This window comes from Ornithinimicrobium flavum (genome assembly GCF_004526345.1).
Taxonomy (GTDB): Bacteria; Actinomycetota; Actinomycetes; order Actinomycetales; family Dermatophilaceae; genus Ornithinicoccus; species Ornithinicoccus flavus.
The window spans coordinates 1,653,152-1,674,382 of the sequence record NZ_CP038213.1 but is presented as its reverse complement, the minus strand read 5'-3'; the positions used below and the strand labels follow the sequence as shown (position 1 = coordinate 1,674,382).

Here is a 21,231-nt window from a genome sequence, read left to right as displayed (position 1 = left end):
GCCCTCAGCCGAAGCCGTGCCGCGCGAGCGGTCCGCCGAGCTCGCGCTCCTCGTAGGACAGGTGGGAGAGCAGCGTGTCGGTGAGCAGGTCGACGCTCGTGGACAGCTCGGCCAGCGCCGCCCGGCCCTTCTGCCCGTAGCCGTCCTCGGCCGCCAGTGACACCAGGGCCCGGCCCAGGCGGTCCAGCACGTCGGCGATGACCTCGTGCTCCTCCTCGAGCCGGTCGAGCACCGGCCCCACCCCCGGCTCGGCGCGGCGCAGGTGGGGGAACACCGAGCGGTCCTCCAGGGTGTGGTGTCCGGTGACGACCCGGCAGTACGCCTGGCAGAAGGCCCCCAGGGTCCAGGTGTTCTGCCGCATCGCCATGGTGTTGAGGACCGAGCGTGCCTGCCCGACGTCCAGGTGGCCGGCCACCACCTGGTCGACGACCTCGCGCACGCGCCCCAGCTCGGCCCGCAGGTGGTCGTGGACGTCGACGAGGTGCCGGGGGGCGGCCAGCTGCTCCGGCGTGTACTCGGCCGGGGCGGCGGGCTCCGGGGTGCGCGGTCGCGAGGCCTCGTCCCACGCCAGCTCACCGGTCAGCCGGATGCCGTCGTCCGGAGTGGCCGGAAGGGCGGTCGGGCGCTGCGCCCGCTCGCGGGCGACGAGGTCGCGCAGGGCCGGACCCACCTCCAGACCGAGACGCCGCACGGCGTCGGCGTCGTCGGTCGCCAGGACGAAGGTGGACATGCCGTGCTCGAGGGCGAGCCCGGCCAGCTGCTCCGCCTGGTCCGCGGCGCTCCCCCGCAGCCCGGCGACGTTGTAGAGCCGGACCACGTCCCCCGGCGCACGCCCCGCCTTCTCGGCAGCCTCGTCGATCCGGGCGTTGGCCTCGGGCAGCCGGTCCGGCGGGAGGTAGCCCATGCTCGGCAGCCAGCCGTCCGCGAGCCGTCCCGTGACCCGCTGCATCCGCGGCCCGTAGGCCCCGATCCAGATCTGCGGGTCCCCGAGCGGGACAGGTCCGGCACGCAGGCCCTTGACGGCGTAGTGCTCCCCCGCCGAGCGGACCGCACGCTCGCCGCGCCATACCTGCCGGACGATGTCGATCGCCTCGACGAGAGCGTCCACGGCCTCCCGGGGGGAGCGACGCGGCCCGCCCGCGGCGACGATCCCGTCCCAGAACGCACCCGTCCCCAGGCCCAGGTGCACCCGCCCGCCGGAGAGCCGGTCGAGTGTGGCGACCCACTTGGCGAGGCTGACGGGGTCGCGCAGGGGCAGGTTGGCGACGTTGTGGGCGACCTCGACGCGGCTGGTGCGCGCCGCGATCCAGGTGAGCAGCGTGGTGCTGTCCGCGTGGGCCGGCTGGTAGGGATGGTCCTGGATGCTGACCAGGTCGATCCCGCTCGTGTCGGCGACGACCGCGAGGTCCACCACCTCACGCACCCGGTCGGCCTGCGGGGTCGGGAAGATGCCCAGCCGGATGTCGTGCCCGTAGTCGGTCATGCTCGTCCCTGCCCGTCACCTGGTCGTCGTGCCACGGGTCGTCCTCAGGATCCTGCGACGAGGACCTTGATGGTGTTGGCCCACGGGTCCTGGAAGGTGACGGTGCGACCGTCGTCGGCGGACCGCACGCCGAAGTGACGCATCCGCTCGGTGAGCTCGCCGACGTCGTCGCCGGTGGGCAGCTCGATCTCGACCTGGCCCAGACCCAGCGTCGGGAACCGGCGACCGGCCCCCCGGCTGTTCCAGACGTTCATCGCCATGTGGTGGTGGTAGCCACCCGCGCTCACGAACAGGGCCTGGTTGCCCAGCTCGGCGGTCGTGTCGAAACCGAGCCGGTCGACGTAGAACTCCCGGGCGGTGCGGGTGTCGCCCACCGACAGGTGGACGTGACCCACGACAGCGTCGCCCTCACCGGCGGTCTCCAGCATCCCCGGGTCCAGGTGCTCGCGCAGGAAGTCCTGCGGGTCCAGGTAGAGAGTGGCCATCTCGACCCGGCCGTGGACCCAGCTCCACTGGGTCCGGTCGCGGTCCCAGTACAGCTCGATGCCGTTGCCCTCCGGGTCGTCCAGGTAGAACGCCTGGCTGACGAGGTGGTCGGCGCTGCCGGTGAACTGCCGGGGGGCCTTCTGGGCGACCGAGGCCAGCACGGCGGCGAGCTCGGCCTGCGTCGGGAACAGGATCGCGGTGTGGAACAGACCGGCCGAGCCCGGTGCCGCATGCCGCAGCTGCGGGCTGTGGCGCAGCAGCACGATGGGCGTCGAGCCGCGCCCGAGCGTGACCACCGGCCCCTCCTCGGCGATCACCTGCAGGGTGATGACGTCGCGGTAGAACGCGGTCATCCCCTCCAGGTCGGCCACGTCCAGGGTCACCGGGCCCATGGCCGTGTCGGCGGCGAGGCGGTCGGGGCGGGTCGCGGGTGCAGTCATCGGTTCATCCTCCATATGTATGACGTGTCACCTAGTCTAACCGACGCGGGGGCCGAGGCATTCCATCCCCCCTCGGCACCTCCGGACGCACCACGCTCCGAACGCACCACGCCCCGCCGGACCGAGGTCCGACGGGGCGTCCTGTGCGCGGGAGGCCGACGTGTCAGGCCTCGACGAGGGACCGCAGGACGTACTGGAGGATGCCGTCGTTGCGGTAGTACTCCGCCTCGCCGGGAGTGTCGATGCGCAGGACCGCGTCGAACTCCACCTGCTCACCCCCGTCCTTGGTGGCGGTGACCTTCACCGTCTTCGGGACCCGGCCCTCGTTGAGCTCGGTGACGCCGGTGATGGCGAAGGTCTCGGTGCCGTCCAGGCCGAGACTCTCGGCGTTCTCGCCCTGGGGGTACTGCAGCGGCAGCACGCCCATGCCGATGAGGTTGGACCGGTGGATGCGCTCGTAGGACTCGGCGATGACCGCCTTGACGCCCAGGAGCCGGGTGCCCTTGGCCGCCCAGTCGCGCGAGGACCCCGAGCCGTACTCCTTGCCCGCGAGCACCACCAGCGGCACCCCGGCCTCGGCATACGACTGCGAGGCCTCGAAGATCGTGGTCTGCGGGGCACCGTCCTGGGTGAAGTCCCGGGTGAAGCCGCCCTCGACGCCGTCCAGGAGCTGGTTGCGCAGCCGGATGTTGGCGAAGGTGCCGCGGATCATCACCTCGTGGTTGCCGCGGCGCGAGCCGTAGGAGTTGAAGTCCTTGCGCTCGACCCCGTGCTCGGCGAGGTAGGTGCCGGCGGGGCTGTCGGCCTTGATCGAGCCGGCCGGGCTGATGTGGTCGGTCGTGACCGAGTCACCGAGCTTGGCCAGCACGCGGGCGCCCTCGATGTCCGCGACCGGGTCGGGCTGGGCCGCCATGCCCTCGAAGTAGGGGGGCTTGCGGACGTAGGTCGACTCCTGCGCCCACTCGAAGGTGTCGCCGGCGGGGGTCGGGAGGGACTGCCAGCGCTCGTCACCGGCGAAGACGTCGGCGTAGTCCTCGGTGAACATGTCGCTGTTGATCGAGGAGGCGATCGTACGCTCGACGTCCTCCGGCGCGGGCCAGATGTCCTTGAGGAAGACGTCGGTGCCGTCCGAGCCCTGGCCCAGCGGCTCGTTCTCGAAGTCGAAGTCCATGGTGCCGGCCAGGGCGTAGGCGATGACCAGCGGCGGGGAGGCCAGGTAGTTCATCTTCACGTCCGGGTTGATCCGACCCTCGAAGTTGCGGTTGCCCGACAGCACGGAGGTGACGGCGAGGTCGCCCTCGTTGACGGCCTCGGAGACCTCCTCGATGATCGGCCCGGAGTTGCCGATGCAGGTGGTGCAGCCGTAGCCGACCAGGTGGAAACCGAGCTCCTCGAGGTAGGGCCACATGCCGGCCTTGTCGTAGTAACCGGTGACCACCTTGGAGCCGGGGGCCATCGAGGTCTTGACCCAGGGGGCGACCTGCAGCCCCTTCTCGACGGCGTTCTTCGCCAGCATCGCGGCAGCCATCATCACCGAGGGGTTCGAGGTGTTGGTGCAGGAGGTGATGGACGCGATGGCCACGTGCCCGTGGTCCACCTCGGCCTGCTGGCCGTCGATGCTCACCGACACCGGATTGGTGGCCCGGTCGCCGTTGAGCAGGGCCGAGTGCTCGGGACGGCCGGCCGCCTCGGACTGCTCGTGGGCGTCGTGCGACGGCGGGTCGGAGGCCGGGAAGCTGTCTGCCAGCTCCCGGTCGACCGAGCTCTTCTCGATGCCGTGACCGTTGACCACGTAGTTCTTCAGGTCGGCACGGAACTGCTTCTTGGCCGAGGACAGCGCGATGCGGTCCTGCGGGCGCTTCGGGCCGGCGATGGACGGGACGACCGTGGACAGGTCCAGCTCGAGGTACTCGCTGAAGCGCGCCTCGGCGTTGCCGGACGGCTCCAGCCACATCCCCTGCTCCTTCGCGTAGGCCTCCACGAGGGCGACCTGCTCGTCGGAGCGACCGGTGAGGCGCAGGTAGTCGAGGGTGACCTCGTCGATCGGGAACATGGCGGCGGTCGAGCCGAACTCGGGGCTCATGTTGCCGATCGTCGCGCGGTTGGCCAGCGGCACCTGGGAGACACCGTCGCCGTAGAACTCCACGAACTTGCCGACGACGCCGTGCTCGCGCAGCATCTCGGTGATCGTCAGCACCACGTCGGTCGCGGTCGCACCGGGCGGGATCGAGCCGGAGAGCTTGAAGCCGACGACGCGGGGGATGAGCATGGAGACCGGCTGACCGAGCATCGCCGCCTCGGCCTCGATGCCACCCACACCCCAGCCGAGGACCCCCAGTCCGTTGACCATCGTGGTGTGGGAGTCGGTGCCGACACAGGTGTCGGGGTAGGCCTGCAGGACCCCGTCGAGCTCACGGGTCATGGTGACGCGGGCGAGGTGCTCGATGTTGACCTGGTGGACGATGCCGGTCCCCGGGGGCACCACCTTGAAGTCCTCGAAGGCGGTCTGTCCCCAGCGCAGGAACTGGTAGCGCTCGCCGTTGCGCTCGTACTCGATCTCCACGTTGCGCTCGAAGGCGTCGGAGCGGCCGAAGACGTCGATGATGACGGAGTGGTCGATGACCAGCTCGGCAGGGGCCAGCGGGTTGATCTTCGTCGGGTCGCCGCCGAGGTCGGCCATGGCCTCCCGCATGGTGGCCAGGTCGACGATGCAGGGGACGCCGGTGAAGTCCTGCATGATGACGCGCGCGGGGGTGAACTGGATCTCGGTGTGCGGCTCGGCGTTCTCGTCCCACTGCGCCAGGGCGTTGATGTGCTCGCTGGTGATGTTGACGCCGTCCTCGGTGCGCAGGAGGTTCTCCAGCAGCACCTTGAGCGAGTAGGGCAGGGACGCACTCCCCTCGATCCCCCCGATCCGGTAGATCTGGTAGCTGGCGTCTCCGACCTCCAGGGTGCCCTGTGCACCGAAGCTGTTGGGGTTCGTGCTCAACGTCTCGCTCCTTCGCTCGCTGGCTATTTATCTTGACGTCAAGATATCTCACGACGAGCAGCCGATCAAGCCGGGCGCGCCGTGGCCTGTTCCCATCCTGCCGTATGCGGCGCGCCCCCGCCCGACCCGGTGCCCGGCTCGGATCCCGGCTCGGTGACGCACGTCGACCCGGCGGCCAGGCGGCCTGGCGGCCTGGCGAAGAGGCTGTCAGGAGTCGTCATCGCCGTCGTCGGCTGTCCCGTCAGCAGCACCCAGCAGGTCCTCCACGGTGGGAGCGTCCGGTGCCACTCCCACGCGGCGGCGCCCGAGGACGGTGTGCGTGAGGGTGAGCCAGGCGTCGTCGTCGGGTGGTCGCCGCAGCCCGGACGGTGGCTCACCGCGATGTGGGTCCGCGGCGTAGGCGGCGTAGACCAACCTGTTGGCGCGGTCGCGCCGCGTGGCGAGGTCGTCGGGAGCGAGCCGCCGGAGGTACTGGCCGTAGTCGTGCACCCTCGTCGTGACGACCTGCCCGAGGAGGGTGGTGAACGTCAGGTCGCGGCGCTGGTTGATGGTCAGCTCGAGGTAACCCTCGGTCTTGGACCGGTGGGCCGGGAGGTCGAGCATGGCCAGGTTGGCCTCCGTCGTCGGTCCGCCGGCCCAGCCCCAGGGCGTGACGTGGTCCAGCTCGCAGGCGGCCGCGTGGGAGCGCGACCCCGGGGCGCGGGAGTAGACATCTGCGGCGTGGATCTGGCGGCGCATGTCGGCGTCCGGGCGGTAGCCCTTCGCCGAACGCTCCACGCACCGGCCGTCCACCGGGTCGGTCACCAACCGGTGGACGGTGGCTCCCGGGGTCAGGGCCAGCTCCCGCGCGAGACCCGGTGAGATGGAGAACGGGACGGGCCCCAGCACCTCCCCCACCTGACCCCGACCAGGGCCCTCCGGGAGCCAGGTTGCGAGGACCTCCATCCACTCGGGGACAGAGTCCTCCCCCGCCCCCGGGTCGCCGGGTGGTGCCGGCCCCGGGTCATTCGCTGGGGCTGGTGCCGGGTCTTTCACGGTTGAGACGCCGGGGGCCTGCGGTGGAGCTTCTTCAGGGGCGTCTGACCGTCGCGGTCGAGCCTCTTCCCCCTCCCCGGCGCCCTCTCCGCAGCGGGGACAACGCTCCACGACGGGGCTGAGGACGTCCAGCGGCACGATCACCTGCAGCGCCACGGGTGGGAGGGCGTTGACCACACGGACCAGGCGGTCCATGTCCTCGGGAGCGAGGATCTCGTCGACGGGCAGCGCCGAGGAGGTGTTGCCGTCCCGCGCTGGTGCCTCTGTGTCAGCTGGCGGTGGTGTCTCTGTCTCGGCTGGCGACGGTGCGTCTGCCTCTCCCGGTGGCGTGACCTTTGTTGCGTCCGATGACTTCTGGGACGGCAGCTCGACCGATCCGTAGACAAGGAGTGCGGAGACAAGGTCGCAGCGCAGGTTGGACAGGGTCCTCTCGTCGCCCAGGGCCCGGGCGTTGCGGGCGCCCCTGTCCACCCGCTGGTAGACCGCGGCCATCGTGCTCAGTGGCCCACGGACCGAGAGGGTGCCGGTGCCGTCGTCGTTGAGACGCATTGACGCCCCGCGACCGGCGTAGGCCCTGCGGCGACGCTCCCGCTCGGCCGCCACGTCCACCCCCTCGCAGGCGGACACCTCCCGTTCGCAGGCGGCGGTGAACTCGTCGTGCGACCACGCCCGCCCCAGGACGAGCTGCCCGTCGGGGTCCAGCCTCTCGGGGACGGCGACGCCCTCATCGGTCCCGAGGAGGGCGACGGCCACCAGGTGGCGCTGGTCGTCGGTGAGGTGCGTGCCGCTCTCCCAGAGGCGACGCACGAGGGGCCACGAACACTCCCCGCGACGCATCGCGCCGGTGACCACGGCGCGTAACCGCTCGGACCCCAGAGCAAGGGCCACGAGCGTGCGCGCCTCGCCCACGGCATACCCCGCCCTGACCTGCACCTCGCTCACGGCGCAGCGCCGGATCTCGGCCAGCAGGCTGCGCGCCGTCGCGCCACCGGGCTCGGAACCTGTCAGACCCCTGCGCTCGAGGACCCTGGCCCGCACCTCCACGACCAGGTCGACCGCGGCGTCGACGACCGCGGCCTGGGCGCGGCACACCTGGGCCAGCGCCTCCCCCAGGGCACGACAGTCCGCAGCCTGCGACCCACGTCCTCCGGGTGGCGCCTCCGGCCGGCCGCCGGACGAGGTCGCCTCCCCGGCCCACCGGGGCGGACCCTCGGCGGACTCGAACGGGATGCTGTCCATCGCGGCTCCTCCCCTACCCCTCGCCAACCCCTCAGGCGGACCTCGCCGCAGCCCTCCCCGGCCTGGGGCCCCCGTCCCACCAACTGCATCAATGTTAGCACACGCGTTCGAACTGAGCAGTTCGACACGCGCTGCCCCGCAGCCGGTCGCCTGCGCAAACCCGTGGACCTGTCGGACCCCCGCAGCATGATGGCCCCATGAGCGATGCGCGGTGGCGGACGGTGCGGAACCAGGTGGCGGGTCTCGAGGCCGACGAGGGGTTCTCGGGGGTCGTCCGCGTCACGAAGGGTGAGCAGGTGCTGCTGGAGTCCTGCCACGGGTTGGCCGACCGGGCCCAGGGCACCCCCGTGCACGTGGGCACCCGCTTCGGCACGGCGTCGCTCAGCAAGGCGTTCACCGCCGTGGGGGTCCTCGACGCGGTCGGTCGGGGCGAGGTCGCCCTGCAGGACCGGGTCGTCGATGTCCTCCCGGAGGCCTCGAGACCCTCCACGCTCAGGCCCGACGTCACCGTCGAGCACCTCATCACGCACACCGCCGGCCTGGCCGACTACGCGGAGGAGGACGAGGACCTCCCCGGCTTCGTCGAGGACTACGCGACGATCTGGACCGAGCTGCCGAGCTACCGCGTGCGCGACGACCTCGACATCCTGCCGCTCTTCGCCGACCTGCCGCCCGTCTGCCCGCCGGGCACGGCCTTCCACTACAGCAACGCCGGCTACGTCCTGCTCGGCATCCTGCTCGCCCACGTGTCCGGCCTGCCCTTCGCGGAGGCCATGACCAGGCGCGTACTCGAGCCGGCCGGGATGACCCGCAGCGGCTACCTCGCGCTGGACGAGGCCCACCCCGACGTGGCGACGGGACACCGGCGGCCCCTGACCCCGGGTGCACCGTGGCGCACCAACATCTTCTCGATCCCGGCGGTCGGCGGCGGGGACGGCGGCGCCTTCGTCACCGTCGGCGACGTCGAGCGCTTCCTGCGGGGCGTGCACCGCGGTGGGGTATGGCGTGGCGTGCGGCCGACCGACGTCCTCACCCCCCGGGTGCGGGTGGACGAGGACACCTCGGCGGGCTGCGGCGTGCTCGTCCGGGACGACGGGGTCTTCGGCAAGGCCGGGGGCGACCCGGGGGTCTGCGCGATCGCGCGCTGCCGGCCCGCGACCGACACCACTCTGGTGCTCCTGGGCAACGTGGGATGGGAGGACGTGGAGGGGTTGGGCGACCTCGTGGACGCCCTGGACGCGGCGGCCTTCCCGGCCACCTGAACGAGGTTCCCCGAGGGGGGATGGCGCGCCTGCGCGGCGTCAGCCGTCCGTCAGGGTCGGGCCTCAGCCGTCCGTCAGGGTCGGGTCTCAGCCGTCGGTCCCGCGTGGCCGCAGCAGCGCCAGGCACTCGACGTGGTGCGTCATGGGGAAGGCGTCCAGCACCCGCACCGCCACGAGCTCGAGCCCGGCCTCCCGCGCCGTGGCCACGTCGCGCGCGAGAGCGGCCGGGTCGCAGGCGACGTAGACGACCGCTCGGGCCCCGAGCGCCGCGACCGAGCGCACCACGGCCGCCCCGGCCCCGGAGCGGGGCGGGTCCAGCACGACGACGTCGACCCGCTCCCCGACGGTGACCAGGCGGTCCAGGGCCGTCTCGGTCGGCTCCGCGACCGCCTCGGCCCAGGGGTATGGCGCCAGATGCGCCCTCGCGGACCGCGTCGCCTCCTCGTCGGCCTCGACCGCCAGGACCGCGCCGCCCGCCCCGACGGCCTCGGCCAGCGGGACCGCGAAGAGCCCGACCCCGCTGTAGAGGTCCAGCGCCCGCTCCCCCGGCGCCGGACGGAGCCAATCCAGGACCTGCTGGGTGAAGGTGGCCGCGGCCCCCGGGTGCACCTGCCAGAAGCCGCGCGCCGAGACGGTGTAGTCGTGCCGGCTCCCGTCCGCCAGCACCACCCGTTCCTCCACCTCCGGCACCGGCCCCACGGGACGGGGCATCTGCCGCACGCCCCGTCGGGAGGACCCACGCCGCTGCGGTCGTCGTCGCCCTCGGCCGGAGTCGTCCAGGGCCAGCGGCACGACCACGGGCCCCCCCACGGAGGGAGCGACGACGTCCACGGCGACCACGCCCGACGGGGGTACCTCCTGCAGCACGCCGGTCGCGACCACCTCGCTGGTCGCGATGAGGCAGTCCTGGAGCGGCACCACGTCGTGGGAGCGGTGGGCGCGGAGCCCCACCGACCTCCCCGCGCCCCGGGCGACGGCGAACTCGACCCGGGTGCGCCACCGCAGGCCTGCTTCGTCCCCCGGGACCGGCTCGCACCCCGCACCCAGGGGCTCGATCTGCTCGCCGGACAGCCCGGCGAGCCGCTGCAGCTGCTCGATGACCACGGCCGTCTTGAGCCGACGCTGGGCGGCCAGGTCGACGTGCTGCCAGTCGCACCCCCCGCACCGTCCGGGCCCGGCGTAGGGGCAGGGAGGCACGACCCGGTCCGGGGAGGCCGTGAGGACCTCCACGGCGTCGGCCCGCAGGTAGCGACCCTGCGGCCCGACCTCGGTCACCCGTGCCCGCACCCGTTCCCCCGGGAGGGTGTGCCGCACGAAGAGCACCTGCTGCTGCTCGCCGTGGCGGGCGATGCAGTGGCCGCCGTGCGCCACCGGGCCGATCTCGACCTCGACGACGTCCCCGACGGCCAGGGGGTCAGTCACGACGCTCCCGCTCGGCGTGCGCCTGCGCCATCCGCTCGGTCACGTCGTCCGACTCACCGTCCGGTGTCTGGCGCGTCCGGCCGGTCGCGAGCATCATCGCCATGACGACGATCGCGAGCAGGTACGCCGGCCAGCCCAGGGCGATCTTCGCCACGCCCAGCCACGCGACCTCACCCGCGAGGTAGAGCGGCAGCATGATCGCCACGCGCAGCACGAACAGCGCGACCAGGACCCAGGTGAGCCTGATGCAGACGCGCAGCAGCCCCTTGTCCCGGCGCCACGCCGTGGGCCGCTCCGCGTAGTCGGGGTCGCCGATGGCGACGATGAAACCGACCAGCGGCCACCGGACCAGGATCGAGACGACCGCGCCCACGGCATACGCGGCGCTGGTCAGGATGCCGGGCAGGAAGGCGTCCTCGGCCTGACCGGAGCGCAGGGCGAAGAAGGCCGCCAGCGCGGTGGCGATCACGGCCGAGACGAGGAACCGCATCGATCCCTTGACCACGAGCAGCCGCACGAGCGCCAGCACCGTCAGCAGCGCCGCCGAGGCGATCACGGCGGTCCGGACGTCGTCGAGCACCAGCCAGGTGACGACGAAGGCGACGGTGGGCAGCGCGGTCTCGAGGGAGCCGTACCACCCTCCGAGCGCGTCACCGATGCGACGCCGGATGACCTCCTCGACCGTGGCCTCGGTGGTCGCCGCCTCGGTGGTGGCGGCCTCGGCCTCGGGCTCGCTCACGTGAAGTCCGGGTTGGTGGGTGCCTTGGGGGCGTCGCTGGCCGGCGGCTGGGGCGCGGGGGCGGGGGCGGGTATGCGGCCCTCCGCACCCTGGGCCTGGGGCGCGATGCCGGCGATGGCGGTCGCGTCGCCGGAGCTGAGGGACGGAGCCTTCGCGGCGACCCGCCGCACGGCCGCCTGCTGGGCCTGCTGGGCCTGTGCCTTGCGGGCCGCGGCCTCCTTGGCGAGGGCCTCCTCGAAGCCCTTCGGCGGGGTGAGCGTGAGGATCTCGCGCGGGGGCCGCGGCTCGTCGCCGCGGCGCACGACGATGCGCCGGACCACCTGCAGGATCCCCCTCAGCTGCTGGTCGTCGGTCGCGGCCGCACCGTTGACGACGACCCGGAGGAACCACCGGGGCCCGTCGACACCCAGGAAGCGGGCGGGCTGGAAGGCCACCCGCCCGTCGGGCGCCTGCCCGGGCATCCGGGCGCGCAGCTCCTTGCCCAGCAGACCGTCGACGGTCTCGGCGGCCCCGCCGGCGTCGACCAGGCCGCGGGCGATCTCCTGGCGCAGCTCGTCCCACAGGCCCACGGTCCGGGGAGCCGCGAAGACCTGGACCTGGGCCTGCGAGGCGCCGAAGCCCAGGGTCGCACCGATGACGCGCCCGCTCCCCTGCTCCAGGTCGAGCCGCAGCTGCATCCCCTTGGCGACCGGCAGCCGGAGCGCGCCCAGGTCGAGCCTGCCGTCGACGTCACGCCACTCCGAGACGTCGTAGGGGCCGTCCTCCGCGCGGACCCACGGGCGGTCGACGCCGGGCTCCCCCTCCTCCGGCTCCGGCCGGACGGCGACGTCCTGGTCCTCGTCGAGGGCCAGGAGCTCCTCGTCGGTGAGGTCCTTGTGCTTCTTACGGCCGAACAGTGCCACGATCGGGTCAGTCCTTCAGGGGGTGGGGTCGGGAGGGTGCCGGGGGCGCGGGGAGGCTGCCGGTCCCGGTCGAGCCGTGGCCTCCGTCTCCGCGTGGGGAGGGGTCCAGGTCGTCCACCTCGGTGAAGACGGGGAGCAGGACGGGCTGCAGGACGAGCTGGGCGATCCGCTCCCCCCGGGCCAGACGCACGCTGCGCTGCGGGTCGGTGTTGAGCAGGTTGACCAGGATCTCGCCCCGGTAGCCGGCGTCCACCGTGCCCGGCGCGTTCACCACGGTGAGGCCGTGGCGGGCCGCCAGCCCGGACCTGGGGTGGACGAAACCGGCGTACCCCTGCGGGATCGCCACGGCGACCCCGGTGGGGACGAGCGCCCGGGCCCCGGGGGCGAGCTCCACGTCCTGCCGCGCGCACAGGTCGACCCCGGCATCACCGGGGTGGGCCGGGGCCGGCACCGGGAGGTCGGGGTCGATGCGTCGCAGGGCGACGGACAACGTCGGGAGGCTCACGATCACCGAGGGTATCCCGGGCCGGGCCGCACGCCGCCCTCCGGCGTCAGGCTGCGCACTCGGTGCAGACCGGAGCGCCGCCGACCTCCTTGGCCAGCTGGCTGCGGTGGTGCACCAGGAAGCACCGTGAGCAGGTGAACTCGTCCTGCTGCCGGGGCAGCACGTGCACCGACAGCTCGACGTTGGACAGGTCGGCCCCGGGCAGCTCGAAGCCCTCGGCCTGCTCGGTCTCGTCGACGTCGACGCTGCCGGAGGCCTTGTCGTTGCGACGAGCCTTCAGCTCCTCGATCGAATCCTCGTTGAGCTCGTCGTCGGTCTTGCGTGGGGCGTCGTAGTCAGTCGCCATCTCATCCCTCTCGTGCGTGTCTTCTGCCCAGAACGCCGCAGCACCCTGTTTTGTGCCCGGGACCGGGCGGAACGTTCGCAGCGGGCATTGTGCACTACGACGGGGGCGTCGTGCGAGGGCGGCCCTGGACCAGACGCTGCAGCTCCTCGCGCAGGACCGGGTGCAGCCGTGACCCCGCGGCCACCACCATGTCCTCCGAGGCCGGCTCGTCGAGACCGAGCCCGCTCACCAGGCCACCGGCCTCGGTGACCACGAGCATGCCCGCGGCGACGTCCCAGGCGTGGCAGCCACGCTCCCAGTAGCCGTCGACGCGACCCGCGGCCACGTGGCACAGGTCCAGCGCGGCCGCCCCCATCCGGCGCACGTCCCGCACCCGCGGGAGCAGGTCCGCGATGACGGCCGCCTGACCCACCCGGACCTCGCGGTCGTAGGAGAAGCCGGTCGCCAGGAGCGCCCCGTCCAGGTCCTCGCCGGTGGCCACCCGCAGCGGCCGCGAGTCCTCGGCCGTGAGCAGGTGGGCACCGCCTCCGGCGCGGGCGTGGAAGACCTCGTCGGTGCGCGGGTTCATGACGGCGCCGGCGACGGGTGACCACGCGCCGGGGACGGTGGGGTCGCCGACGACCACGGCGACCGAGACGGCATACGCGGGCAGGTCGTAGAGGTAGTTGACGGTGCCGTCGATGGGGTCCAGCACCCAGGACAGCCCCGAGGTGCCGCCGGACAGGCCGACCTCCTCACCCAGCACGGCGTCGTCCGACCGCGCGTCGGCGAGCCGGGCGCGCAGCAGCTCCTCGGAGCGGGTGTCCATCACCGTCACGACGTCCAGGTCGGTGCTCTTGGTGCGGTGCACGCCCAGGTGCGCCGGCCGCTCGTCGCGCACCATCACCCCGGCCTCGATCGCCAGGGCGACACGGGACGGCCAGCTCCTCCAGCTCCGCGCGCTCCTGCGCCGGCACGGCGAGCGGGTCGGGCACCTCAGTCCATCCCGCAGGCGGCCGGCTTGCTCACCCGCAGGTTGGGGCAGCAGCCGGGCCGGCACACCGAGGGGCGGGGCTCCGTCCCCGGCCACGTCGGCTGCGCCACCTGCTCGCCCCGGGCCTCGGCCGCACGCTCGAGGGCCAGGTCGACCAGCCCGAGGACGAACTCGGTGTCCGTCCCCACGGTGGGGACGCGCAGCAGCTCGATCCCGACCTCCTCGGCGACCTCGACCGCCTCGGTGTCGAGGTCGAAGACGACCTCCATGTGGTCGGAGACGAAGCCGATCGGGGCCAGCACGACGTGCCGCACCCCGCGCTCGGCGAGCACCCGCAGGTGGTCCCCGACGTCGGGCTCCAGCCACGGCTGGCTCGGCGGGCCGGAGCGCGAGCAGTAGGTGAGGTCGTGCTCCAGGGTGGTCCCGAGCGTCGCGGAGGCCTCGGCGGTGATCGCGGCGGCGAGCTCGGCGTGTTGCCGGGAGTAGAGGTTGCCCTCGTCGTCACCGGGCCCGGAGGTGTCGTCCATGGCGTCCGGCAGCGAGTGCGTGACGAAGACCAGGTGCGGGGCCTGTCCCGTCCGGTCCAGCAGCGCCCGGGCGCCCTCGGTGACGATGCGGGCGTTGGCGCGGGAGAAGCCCGGGTGGTTCCAGTACTGCCGCACCTTGTCGACGTGCAGCGTGCGATCCTCCCGGCCAGGGTGTCGAGCGCCGCCGCGATGTCCTCGCGGTACTGACGGCACGAGGAATAGCAGGAGTAGGCGCTGGTGGTGATCGCCAGCACCCGCGTCATCCCCCCCTCGTGCGCCTCCCGGAGGGCGTCGGTGAGGAAGGGCTCGGAGTTGCGGTTGCCGAAGAGCACCGGGACGGGCAGTCCGCGCCGGTCGAGCTCCTCGCGGAGCGCGGCGATGAGGGCGCGGTTCTGGTCGTTGATCGGGCTCCTGCCGCCGAAGTGCAGGTAGTGACCCGCCACCTCCTCCAGCCGCTCGTCGGGGATGCCCCGGCCGGCGGTGACCCGCCGGAGGAAGGGCATGACCTCCTCGGGGGCCTCGGGCCCGCCGAAGCTGGTCAGGACGATCGCCTGGTAGGGGTGCAGGTCGTGGCGCTCGGCCTCCCCCAGGCTCTCCTCGAGCTCGGCGATGACCTCGTCCTCGGCCGCGCTCGTCGGCTCGACCGGACCGTCCGGGATCTGACCCTCCGCGGGCCGGGCGGGGCCGACGTCGGTGGGGGTCGGCTCGGCCGGGGTCGGCTCGGTGGGGTCGATGGTGGGCTGGCTCATGGGCGTCCTCCGTGGGGGGTGGGGAACTTCGGTGGTCGAGGGACCTGCAGGTCGAAGACGATGGCGGCGATCCGGATGGCGAAGGTGGCGACGACCGCGAGCCAGACGACGGGCATGGTGAGGACCTCCAGCTCGGAGGCCACGACGATGGCGGCCGCGCCCAGCACGGCGGGCACGGCATACACCTCGCGCTGGAGGACCTCCGGCACCTGGCCGACCAGCACGTCGCGGATCATCCCGCCACCGACGGCGGTGATGGTCCCGACGAAGACGCAGGCCAGCGGGGGCGCGCCCAGGTTGACGGCCTTGAGCGACCCGGACACCGCGAAGGTGGCCAGGCCGACGGCGTCGAGGACCTTGACCGCCTGACCGATCCGGGCCAGCCGCAGGCGCGGGCGGGTGCGGCTGAGGTCGACGAGGAGGCTGTGGAAGAGGAAGGTCACCAGTCCGGCCGCGAGGACGGTGACGATGAACCAGGGGTTGCTGATCCCCGGCGGCGGGACGTCACCGATGAGCACGTCCCGCAGGATGCCTCCCCCGAGGCCGGTGGCCCAGGCGAGCACGGCGACGCCGAACATGTCCAGCCGGGCCCGGACCCCGACCAGTCCCCCGGACAGCGCAAAGACGAAGATGCCGACGATGTCCAGCACGAGGCGGACGTCGGCTGGGGGGTGCAACATGGCCCGGTCAGCCTACCGTCGGCGGCGTGCCCTCCCGGCACGCGCCCGGCGCGGGTGGCACAGTGGTGCACCATGCAGCAGCTCCAGTTCGTCGAGCTCGACGAGGGTGGCCGTCTGGTGGTGTCCGCGGAGGACGGCACGAAGTTTGCCGTCCCCGTCGACGACCGCCTCCGGTCGGCCCTGCGGCCGCGTCCCCGCCCGGGCCCGAGCGGGAGGCCGGGAGCCTCCTCGGCGAGCCCGCGGGACGTGCAGTCGATGATCCGGGCGGGGCAGACGGCCGAGGAGGTCGCCGGCCTGACCGGGTGGGAGCTGGAGCGCGTGCGGCGCTTCGAGGGTCCGGTGCTCGCCGAGCGGGAGCACGTCGCCAGCCTGGCCCAGCGCGCGCACGTCAGGGCCCAGGGGCGGACCGACGGGACCCACACCCTGGACCGGCGGGTCCGTGAGCGCCTGCAGGCGCGCGGGGTCGAGCTCGGGGACATCAGCTGGGACGCGGCGCGGCACGAGGCGCACGGGCCCTGGACCGTCCTGGTCATCTTCAGCGCCGGGGGACGGGAGCGCCGGGCCGCCTGGCACTACGACGTGGCGACCCGTGCCATCGACGCGCTGGACGACGAGGCCCGCTGGCTCTCGGAGGACGAGCAGGCGCTGCCGGGCGGTCTCGCCGGGCACCCCGTCCTGGGGGCCTCGCACAGCGAGGACGAGGCTGCCGCCGACCTGATGGCCAGCATGCGCGAGCGGCGTCAGCGTCGCAACCGCCGCCCCCGCAAGGAGCTGGGTCCGCACGACCCGGCCCACGTGCCGGGGCAGCGGTCCATGCCCGACGAGGTGCTGCCGCTGGAGGACCTGCACTACGACCCGGACACGATGGGTGACCCGCCGGCCGCGCATCCCCGGGCGGCCGAGGAGCACGACGAGGAGTCCGCCGACGCCGACCGGGAGCCCGAGACCGGGTCCGCCGGCGACCCGGGGGTCGCCGGCGAGGACGACGCCCGGTCCGCGGGCCGGCGTCAGCGCAGGCGGCTGCGCATGCCGAAGTTCGCCGTCGAGGACCCGGCCCCCGTCGAGCCGGACCCGGAGCCCGACGGCGCCTACGCCCGCACCCTGGAGCCGGGCGAGGTCAGCTTCGACGAGTTCTTCGGCACGGACGACGAGCTCGAGGACGACGGACCTGACAGCGACGAGCCGACTTCCGAGCTCGCGGACGAGGGGCCAGGCGACGAGCCGGCCCCCGAGCTCGAGGGCGAGGAGGACGCGGAGGAGCTCGGCCCGGACGACCGGGACGACTCGGACGACGCGGACGACCGGGACGACGACAACGACGACGACGAGGCCGACGGAGCCGAGCCTCAGGCGGACGCGGGGTCCTCGACAGTCACCAAGGAGCCGGCCCCCCCGAAGCCGGCCGCGCCGCCGCGCAAGGGACGCACCAGCGTGCCCAGCTGGGACGACATCATGTTCGGCTCTCGCGACCGGGGGTGACCGGCGCCGGCAGGGGGCACAGGTCGAGGTCGAAGGGCAGCGTGTCCGGGGAGAGCGAGGCCGCACGGGCGGCGGCAGAGTTCATCCGGCGCATGTAGTGCCGACGGCACAGGGTCTCGTACTCCACGACGGGGACACCCTCGCCGTCGTCGCCCGTCTCCTCCCCCTGCACGTCCCCCACGACGACCTGCTCCCCCTCGACGACCATGACCCCGTCGACGACCCGGGCGTTCACCGTCGCCGACCGGCCGCACCAGCACAACGCCTCGACCTGCAGCTGCTGGGTGCGGTCGGCGAGCTCGATGAGCCGCCGCGACCCGGGGAAGAGCTCGGTCCGGAAGTCCGCGGTGATCCCGAAGGCGAAGACGTCCACGCCCATCTCGTCGACCAGGCGGGCCAGCTGCTCCACCTGCGCCGGGGAGTAGAACTGGGCCTCGTCGCAGATGAGGTAGTCGACCCGGCGCCCGTTGGTGACCTGCCCGACGACCATCTCCCACAAGTCGAGGTCCTCGGTGACCTCCAGCGCCGGCTTGGTCAGGCCCAGCCGGGAGGACAGCACGGCCTCCCCCGAACGGTCGTGCTGGGTGAAGAGCAGGCCCTGCCGGCCCCGGGCCGAGTGGGTGTGGTCCATCTGCAGCGCGAGGGTCGACTTGCCGCAGTCCATGGTCCCGGTGAAGAAGACGAGCTCGGCCACCCGCGCAGTCTACGGGCGCCCGACCCGGCGGCGAGGGTGGGGCGGGCGAGGGTGCGGGCGGGGCAGGCGGTAGCGGCCGCCGAGGCAGGCGGGGAGCAGCGTCAGCAGCCCGCCTAGACTGCCCGCCATGCCCTGGAGCCGATCAGCCCTGCGCGCGAGCTGGTGGCTCGGCCTCGTCGTCGTCCTCCTGGGGATCCCCCACCTGGGCCTGCACCTGGACCAGAAACGTCTGGAGGACCGCTTCGGCAAGACCTCCACCCGCTGGCTGGACATGAACGCCGAGGCCTCGGTCGCCACCTGGTTCAACGTCGGCCTTCTCCAGCTGGTCGTCGGGCTCGCCGTCGTGGCCGCGGTCGCCGCGGGCACCCGGCGGGACCGGCTCGCCTGGGCCTCGCTGGCCACGGCGGTGGCCCTCCTGAGCATCGACGAGATGATCTCGGTCCACGAGACGCTGCCGGCGCTCCTGGGCATGAGCACCGGCACGCTGGTCACCCACGAGTGGCTCCTGCCCGGGGTCGCCATCGCCCTGGTGGCTCTCGCCGCGCTGACCGTGCTCCTCCGGCCGCTCCCCCGCCCCGCGCAGCTCGGTCTGCTGGTGGCCCTCGTCGTCTACGGCGCCGGGGCCGTGGGGATGGAGCTGCTCTCCGGTATCGCGGTCCGCGGCCTCCCCATCGACCATCCCGTCCGACTGCTCATGCCGGTGTGGGAGTGGATCGAGGAGTCGCTGGAGATGGTCGGCTGCATCCTGGCCCTGGCGACGCTGCTCACCCACCTGGAACGGGTCGGGGTCCACGACCCCGTGCGCTGGCGCCGGCTGGCCCGGCTCAGGTCTGCGCCACCAGCAGCGGGATCGCCGTCTCCGCGTCCGTGATCGACCCGTGGTGGCCGACCAGACGGAGCACCTCCGGCCGCAGGACGCGCGAGTCGAGGACCGTGGCCCGGCCGAGCATGGCCACGACCACCTCACCGATCCGCTCGGCATACCCCTCCCGGACCGGACCGAACCATCCCAGCCCGATCGCCTCCTCACGGGTCAGGACGACGGCGTCCTCCCCCAGCTCCTCCCGCCAGGTCGCCACCACCTCCGCGACCGCACCCGGCTCGCACCACAGCTGTGGCGCCCGCGGCTCCCCGGCGAGCACCCGCACGCCCCGGGCCAGGGTCTCGTCGTGGGCGAGGTCGCGCCGCAGCGCGTGCGGTGCGTCGATCATGCCGTGGTCGGACGTCACGACGACTGTCGTCCCCGCGGGCACGCGCTCGAGCAGGTCCCCGACGAAGGTGTCCACGGCCTCCACGGCCTCGCCCCAGGCCAACGAGTCGGGGCCGTGCACGTGCCCGGCCTTGTCGACCTCGTCCCAGTAGGCGTAGACCAGCGCCCGGCCGCGGCGACCCGCCTGGGCCAGCGCCCCGAGCACCCCGGCCGCACGCTCCGCGGGGCCGTCGGCGCCCACGAAGCCGCCGCCGCGCAGCGCTGCCCGGGTGAAGCCCGACCCGTCGAAGAGCGGCCGTGACACCGTCGTCACCGTGATGTCCCGACGCCCCGCCTCCTGCAGGAGGGTCGGCAGCGGCTGGTGCGCACCAGGATCGGGGCCGCCGCGCCAGGCCAGGTGGTTGAACAGCCCGCCCCGCCAGCAGGTCTGCCAGCCGACGATGCCGTGGTCCCCGGCCCGACGACCGGTGCCGAGGCTGGTGAGGCTGGTCGCGGTGGTCGAGGGGAAGCCGCAGCGGAAGGTCTCCTCCTCCAGCGGGCCGGCCATCGTCCGCAACGTCCGCGCGTGCCCGCTGCGCCGCTCCAGCTGCCGGGCCCCCAGCCCGTCGACGAGCACCACGACGACCCTCCGGGTGGCGGGCAGCGCCCAACCAGGGGCCTCGACGCCCTCCGGCAGGTCGGCCCCGAGGCTGAGCAGCGCCGCGGGCAGCACCGAGGCCAGGCCCTGCCCCGGCGCCGGCGACAGGTAACGGGCGGGGGCGGCATACCCCGGGGCGCTCACCCGCTCACCGACCCAGGCGGGCCGACAGCTCCATGGCGAAGGAGAGCGCCTGCTCCAGGCGCGCGACCCCGTCGGTGTCCGCCGACACCCGCAGCGAGATGTCGTCCCGGGCGACCGTGCCCTCGTAGCCGTGGTCACCCTCGCACTCGGGGTCCTCGCACATCGCGGGCAGGAGGTCGACCCGGGAGACCGCGCCCCATCCGAGGGTGAGGGTGACGGCGCGGCCCTCGAGGCTGCCGTCGTACTGCTCGGGGTCCGGCACGACGTGCGTGAGCATGACGCCCTGCACCTGACGCAGGGGGACGGTCTCGCTGGTGGCGGTTGCCATCCGCTGCCGTTCCGGGCCCTCGTGGTCGTCGGCGTGGGCGATGACCAGGCGGCGGTCGGTGAGGACCAGGACGGTGAGGTGGTTGCGGACGGCCGTCTCGTCGAAGGTCGTCTCGGCGTGCACCAGGTGGCTGACGACGCTGTCGCGACCCACGGCGGTCAGCACGACGTCGTGCACGACGGCCGGCAGGTAGCCGGCCGCCTCGATGTCGGCGACCAGGGGGTCGGGCAGCGGAGACCTCAGACGACGGACCATGCGCCCCATCGTCTCAGACGTCCGTGGGCAGGACGCGCCGCTCGGCGTCGGCCCGCGTCGGCGCGGGCGCCACCCGGATGCTCGCGCCGAGGACCTCGATGCCCTCCTGGTGAGCCATGACGGGGTTCAGCCGGACGTGCGCGAGCTCCGGGTGGTCGTCGGCGAGCACGGACACCCGGGCGATGAGGTCGTGCAGGGCCGCGTGGTCCACGGGCATCGCCCCGCGGTAGCCGTCCAGCAGCGGTGCCGCCTTGATCGAGGACACCATCTGCTCGATGTCGACGTCGGTGAGCGGCGGGAAGCGGTGCACCTCGTCGCCCAGCAGGTCGATGGGCAGCCCGCGACGCCGAAGCCGACGACGGGGCCGAAGAGAGGGTCCTCGGCGGCGTTGATCTCGACGGCCACCGCCCCGGCCGGCCCCATGCGCTGCATCGCGATGCCCTCGGCCCCCAGGGGGCGCAGCATGGCGTCGAGGTCGCGGTAGGCCGCGCCGACCGCCTTGGGGTGGCGCAGTCCGGTGCGGATCCAGCCCTGGCCGGGCTGGTGCTGCAGCAGCGGCGAGGTCGCCTTGAGCACGACCGTGCCCTTGAGCTCCTTGTAGGCGTCGACGGCCTCCTCGTCGGAGTGGACCGCGACGGTGGGCCAGACCTCGATCCCGTAGGCGCCCAGCAGGGTCCGCACCTCCTCGGGGGACAGGTCGACGCCGC

General features: G+C 73.3%; 18 protein-coding genes and 2 pseudogenes. 3 read left to right on the top strand and 17 right to left on the bottom strand.

All coding sequences use genetic code 11. The features are described from left to right. Positions 1-4: 4 nt before the first annotated feature. From E3Z34_RS07790 to E3Z34_RS07775, 4 genes are all read right to left on the bottom strand, one after another. Positions 5-1,483: an LLM class flavin-dependent oxidoreductase gene (locus tag E3Z34_RS07790; RefSeq protein ID WP_134773150.1), complete on the bottom strand. Its 1,479-nt coding sequence runs from the start codon at positions 1,481-1,483 to the stop codon at positions 5-7. Between the two features lie 44 nt (positions 1,484-1,527). Continuing rightward, positions 1,528-2,409, bottom strand: coding sequence for a VOC family protein (locus E3Z34_RS07785; RefSeq protein WP_238695409.1), 882 nt, complete (start codon positions 2,407-2,409; stop codon positions 1,528-1,530). Between the two features lie 163 nt (positions 2,410-2,572). Beyond that, the gene (locus tag E3Z34_RS07780; RefSeq protein ID WP_134773148.1) at positions 2,573-5,398 is read right to left on the bottom strand and encodes an aconitate hydratase; all 2,826 of its coding nucleotides are present in this window, start codon (positions 5,396-5,398) and stop codon (positions 2,573-2,575) included. 207 nt (positions 5,399-5,605) lie between these two features. Beyond that, the gene (locus E3Z34_RS07775; RefSeq protein ID WP_134773147.1) at positions 5,606-7,672 is read right to left on the bottom strand and encodes an HNH endonuclease signature motif containing protein; all 2,067 of its coding nucleotides are present in this window, start codon (positions 7,670-7,672) and stop codon (positions 5,606-5,608) included. A 197-nt stretch (positions 7,673-7,869) separates the two neighbouring features. Here E3Z34_RS07775 and E3Z34_RS07770 point away from each other — a divergent pair, with 197 nt between their 5' ends. After that, positions 7,870-8,934 carry a serine hydrolase domain-containing protein gene (locus E3Z34_RS07770; protein ID WP_134773146.1) on the top strand — a complete coding sequence of 355 codons (1,065 nt, stop codon included), beginning with the start codon at positions 7,870-7,872 and terminating at the stop codon, positions 8,932-8,934. 87 nt (positions 8,935-9,021) lie between these two features. Here the strand turns inward: E3Z34_RS07770 and E3Z34_RS07765 are convergent, their stop codons facing one another. The 9 genes and pseudogenes from E3Z34_RS07765 to E3Z34_RS07730 form a co-directional block, all read right to left on the bottom strand. Next, complete coding sequence (locus tag E3Z34_RS07765) at positions 9,022-10,356, bottom strand: class I SAM-dependent RNA methyltransferase (protein ID WP_134773145.1); 1,335 nt, start codon at positions 10,354-10,356, stop codon at positions 9,022-9,024. Then, positions 10,349-11,095, bottom strand: coding sequence for a DUF3159 domain-containing protein (locus E3Z34_RS07760; RefSeq protein WP_134773144.1), 747 nt, complete (start codon positions 11,093-11,095; stop codon positions 10,349-10,351). Before E3Z34_RS07760 ends, E3Z34_RS07765 begins: the two co-directional genes overlap by 8 nt. After that, positions 11,092-11,997, bottom strand: a complete 906-nt coding sequence (locus E3Z34_RS07755) for a DUF3710 domain-containing protein (protein WP_158288640.1) — start codon at positions 11,995-11,997, stop codon at positions 11,092-11,094. The genes E3Z34_RS07760 and E3Z34_RS07755 overlap by 4 nt, the downstream gene beginning before the upstream one ends. 7 nt (positions 11,998-12,004) lie before the next feature. Continuing rightward, entirely contained in the window at positions 12,005-12,502 is a 498-nt protein-coding gene (gene dut, locus E3Z34_RS07750; RefSeq protein WP_134773142.1) for a dUTP diphosphatase, read from the bottom strand. Positions 12,503-12,548: 46 nt separating this feature from the next. Then, positions 12,549-12,848, bottom strand: coding sequence for a DUF4193 domain-containing protein (locus tag E3Z34_RS07745; RefSeq protein ID WP_134773141.1), 300 nt, complete (start codon positions 12,846-12,848; stop codon positions 12,549-12,551). Positions 12,849-12,942: 94 nt separating this feature from the next. Continuing rightward, a complete protein-coding gene (locus tag E3Z34_RS07740) occupies positions 12,943-13,731 on the bottom strand; it encodes an inositol monophosphatase family protein (RefSeq protein WP_134774813.1) in 789 nt (262 codons plus the stop codon). Positions 13,732-13,823: 92 nt separating this feature from the next. Further along, positions 13,824-14,483 carry a ferrochelatase gene (locus tag E3Z34_RS19730; RefSeq protein WP_338043792.1) on the bottom strand — a complete coding sequence of 220 codons (660 nt, stop codon included), beginning with the start codon at positions 14,481-14,483 and terminating at the stop codon, positions 13,824-13,826. A gap of 95 nt (positions 14,484-14,578) precedes the next feature. After that, positions 14,579-14,851: pseudogene (locus E3Z34_RS19725) on the bottom strand (ferrochelatase); the annotation flags it as partial. Positions 14,852-15,093: 242 nt separating this feature from the next. Then, positions 15,094-15,777, bottom strand: a complete 684-nt coding sequence (locus E3Z34_RS07730; RefSeq protein ID WP_134773140.1) for a trimeric intracellular cation channel family protein — start codon at positions 15,775-15,777, stop codon at positions 15,094-15,096. 72 nt (positions 15,778-15,849) lie between these two features. Between E3Z34_RS07730 and sepH the strand changes: the two genes are divergently transcribed. Continuing rightward, complete coding sequence (sepH, locus tag E3Z34_RS07725) at positions 15,850-17,256, top strand: septation protein SepH (protein WP_134773139.1); 1,407 nt, start codon at positions 15,850-15,852, stop codon at positions 17,254-17,256. Here the strand turns inward: sepH and E3Z34_RS07720 are convergent. After that, positions 17,228-17,950, bottom strand: a complete 723-nt coding sequence (locus E3Z34_RS07720; RefSeq protein ID WP_134773138.1) for a thymidine kinase — start codon at positions 17,948-17,950, stop codon at positions 17,228-17,230. The genes sepH and E3Z34_RS07720 overlap by 29 nt on opposite strands. A 127-nt stretch (positions 17,951-18,077) precedes the next feature. Between E3Z34_RS07720 and E3Z34_RS07715 the strand changes: the two genes are divergently transcribed. Then, positions 18,078-18,821 (top strand): hypothetical protein, encoded by a 744-nt coding sequence (locus tag E3Z34_RS07715; protein WP_134773137.1) that lies wholly within the window; start codon positions 18,078-18,080, stop codon positions 18,819-18,821. Here E3Z34_RS07715 and E3Z34_RS07710 read toward each other — a convergent pair. The 3 genes and pseudogenes from E3Z34_RS07710 to E3Z34_RS19720 form a co-directional block, all read right to left on the bottom strand. Continuing rightward, positions 18,775-19,941: an alkaline phosphatase family protein gene (locus E3Z34_RS07710; protein ID WP_134773136.1), complete on the bottom strand. Its 1,167-nt coding sequence runs from the start codon at positions 19,939-19,941 to the stop codon at positions 18,775-18,777. The genes E3Z34_RS07715 and E3Z34_RS07710 overlap by 47 nt on opposite strands. Positions 19,942-19,945: 4 nt before the next feature. Further along, positions 19,946-20,524 carry a DUF5998 family protein gene (locus tag E3Z34_RS07705; protein WP_134773135.1) on the bottom strand — a complete coding sequence of 193 codons (579 nt, stop codon included), beginning with the start codon at positions 20,522-20,524 and terminating at the stop codon, positions 19,946-19,948. A 130-nt stretch (positions 20,525-20,654) separates the two neighbouring features. After that, positions 20,655-21,205, bottom strand: a pseudogene (locus tag E3Z34_RS19720) (acetate--CoA ligase family protein); the annotation flags it as partial. Between the last annotated feature and the right edge of the window lie 26 nt (positions 21,206-21,231).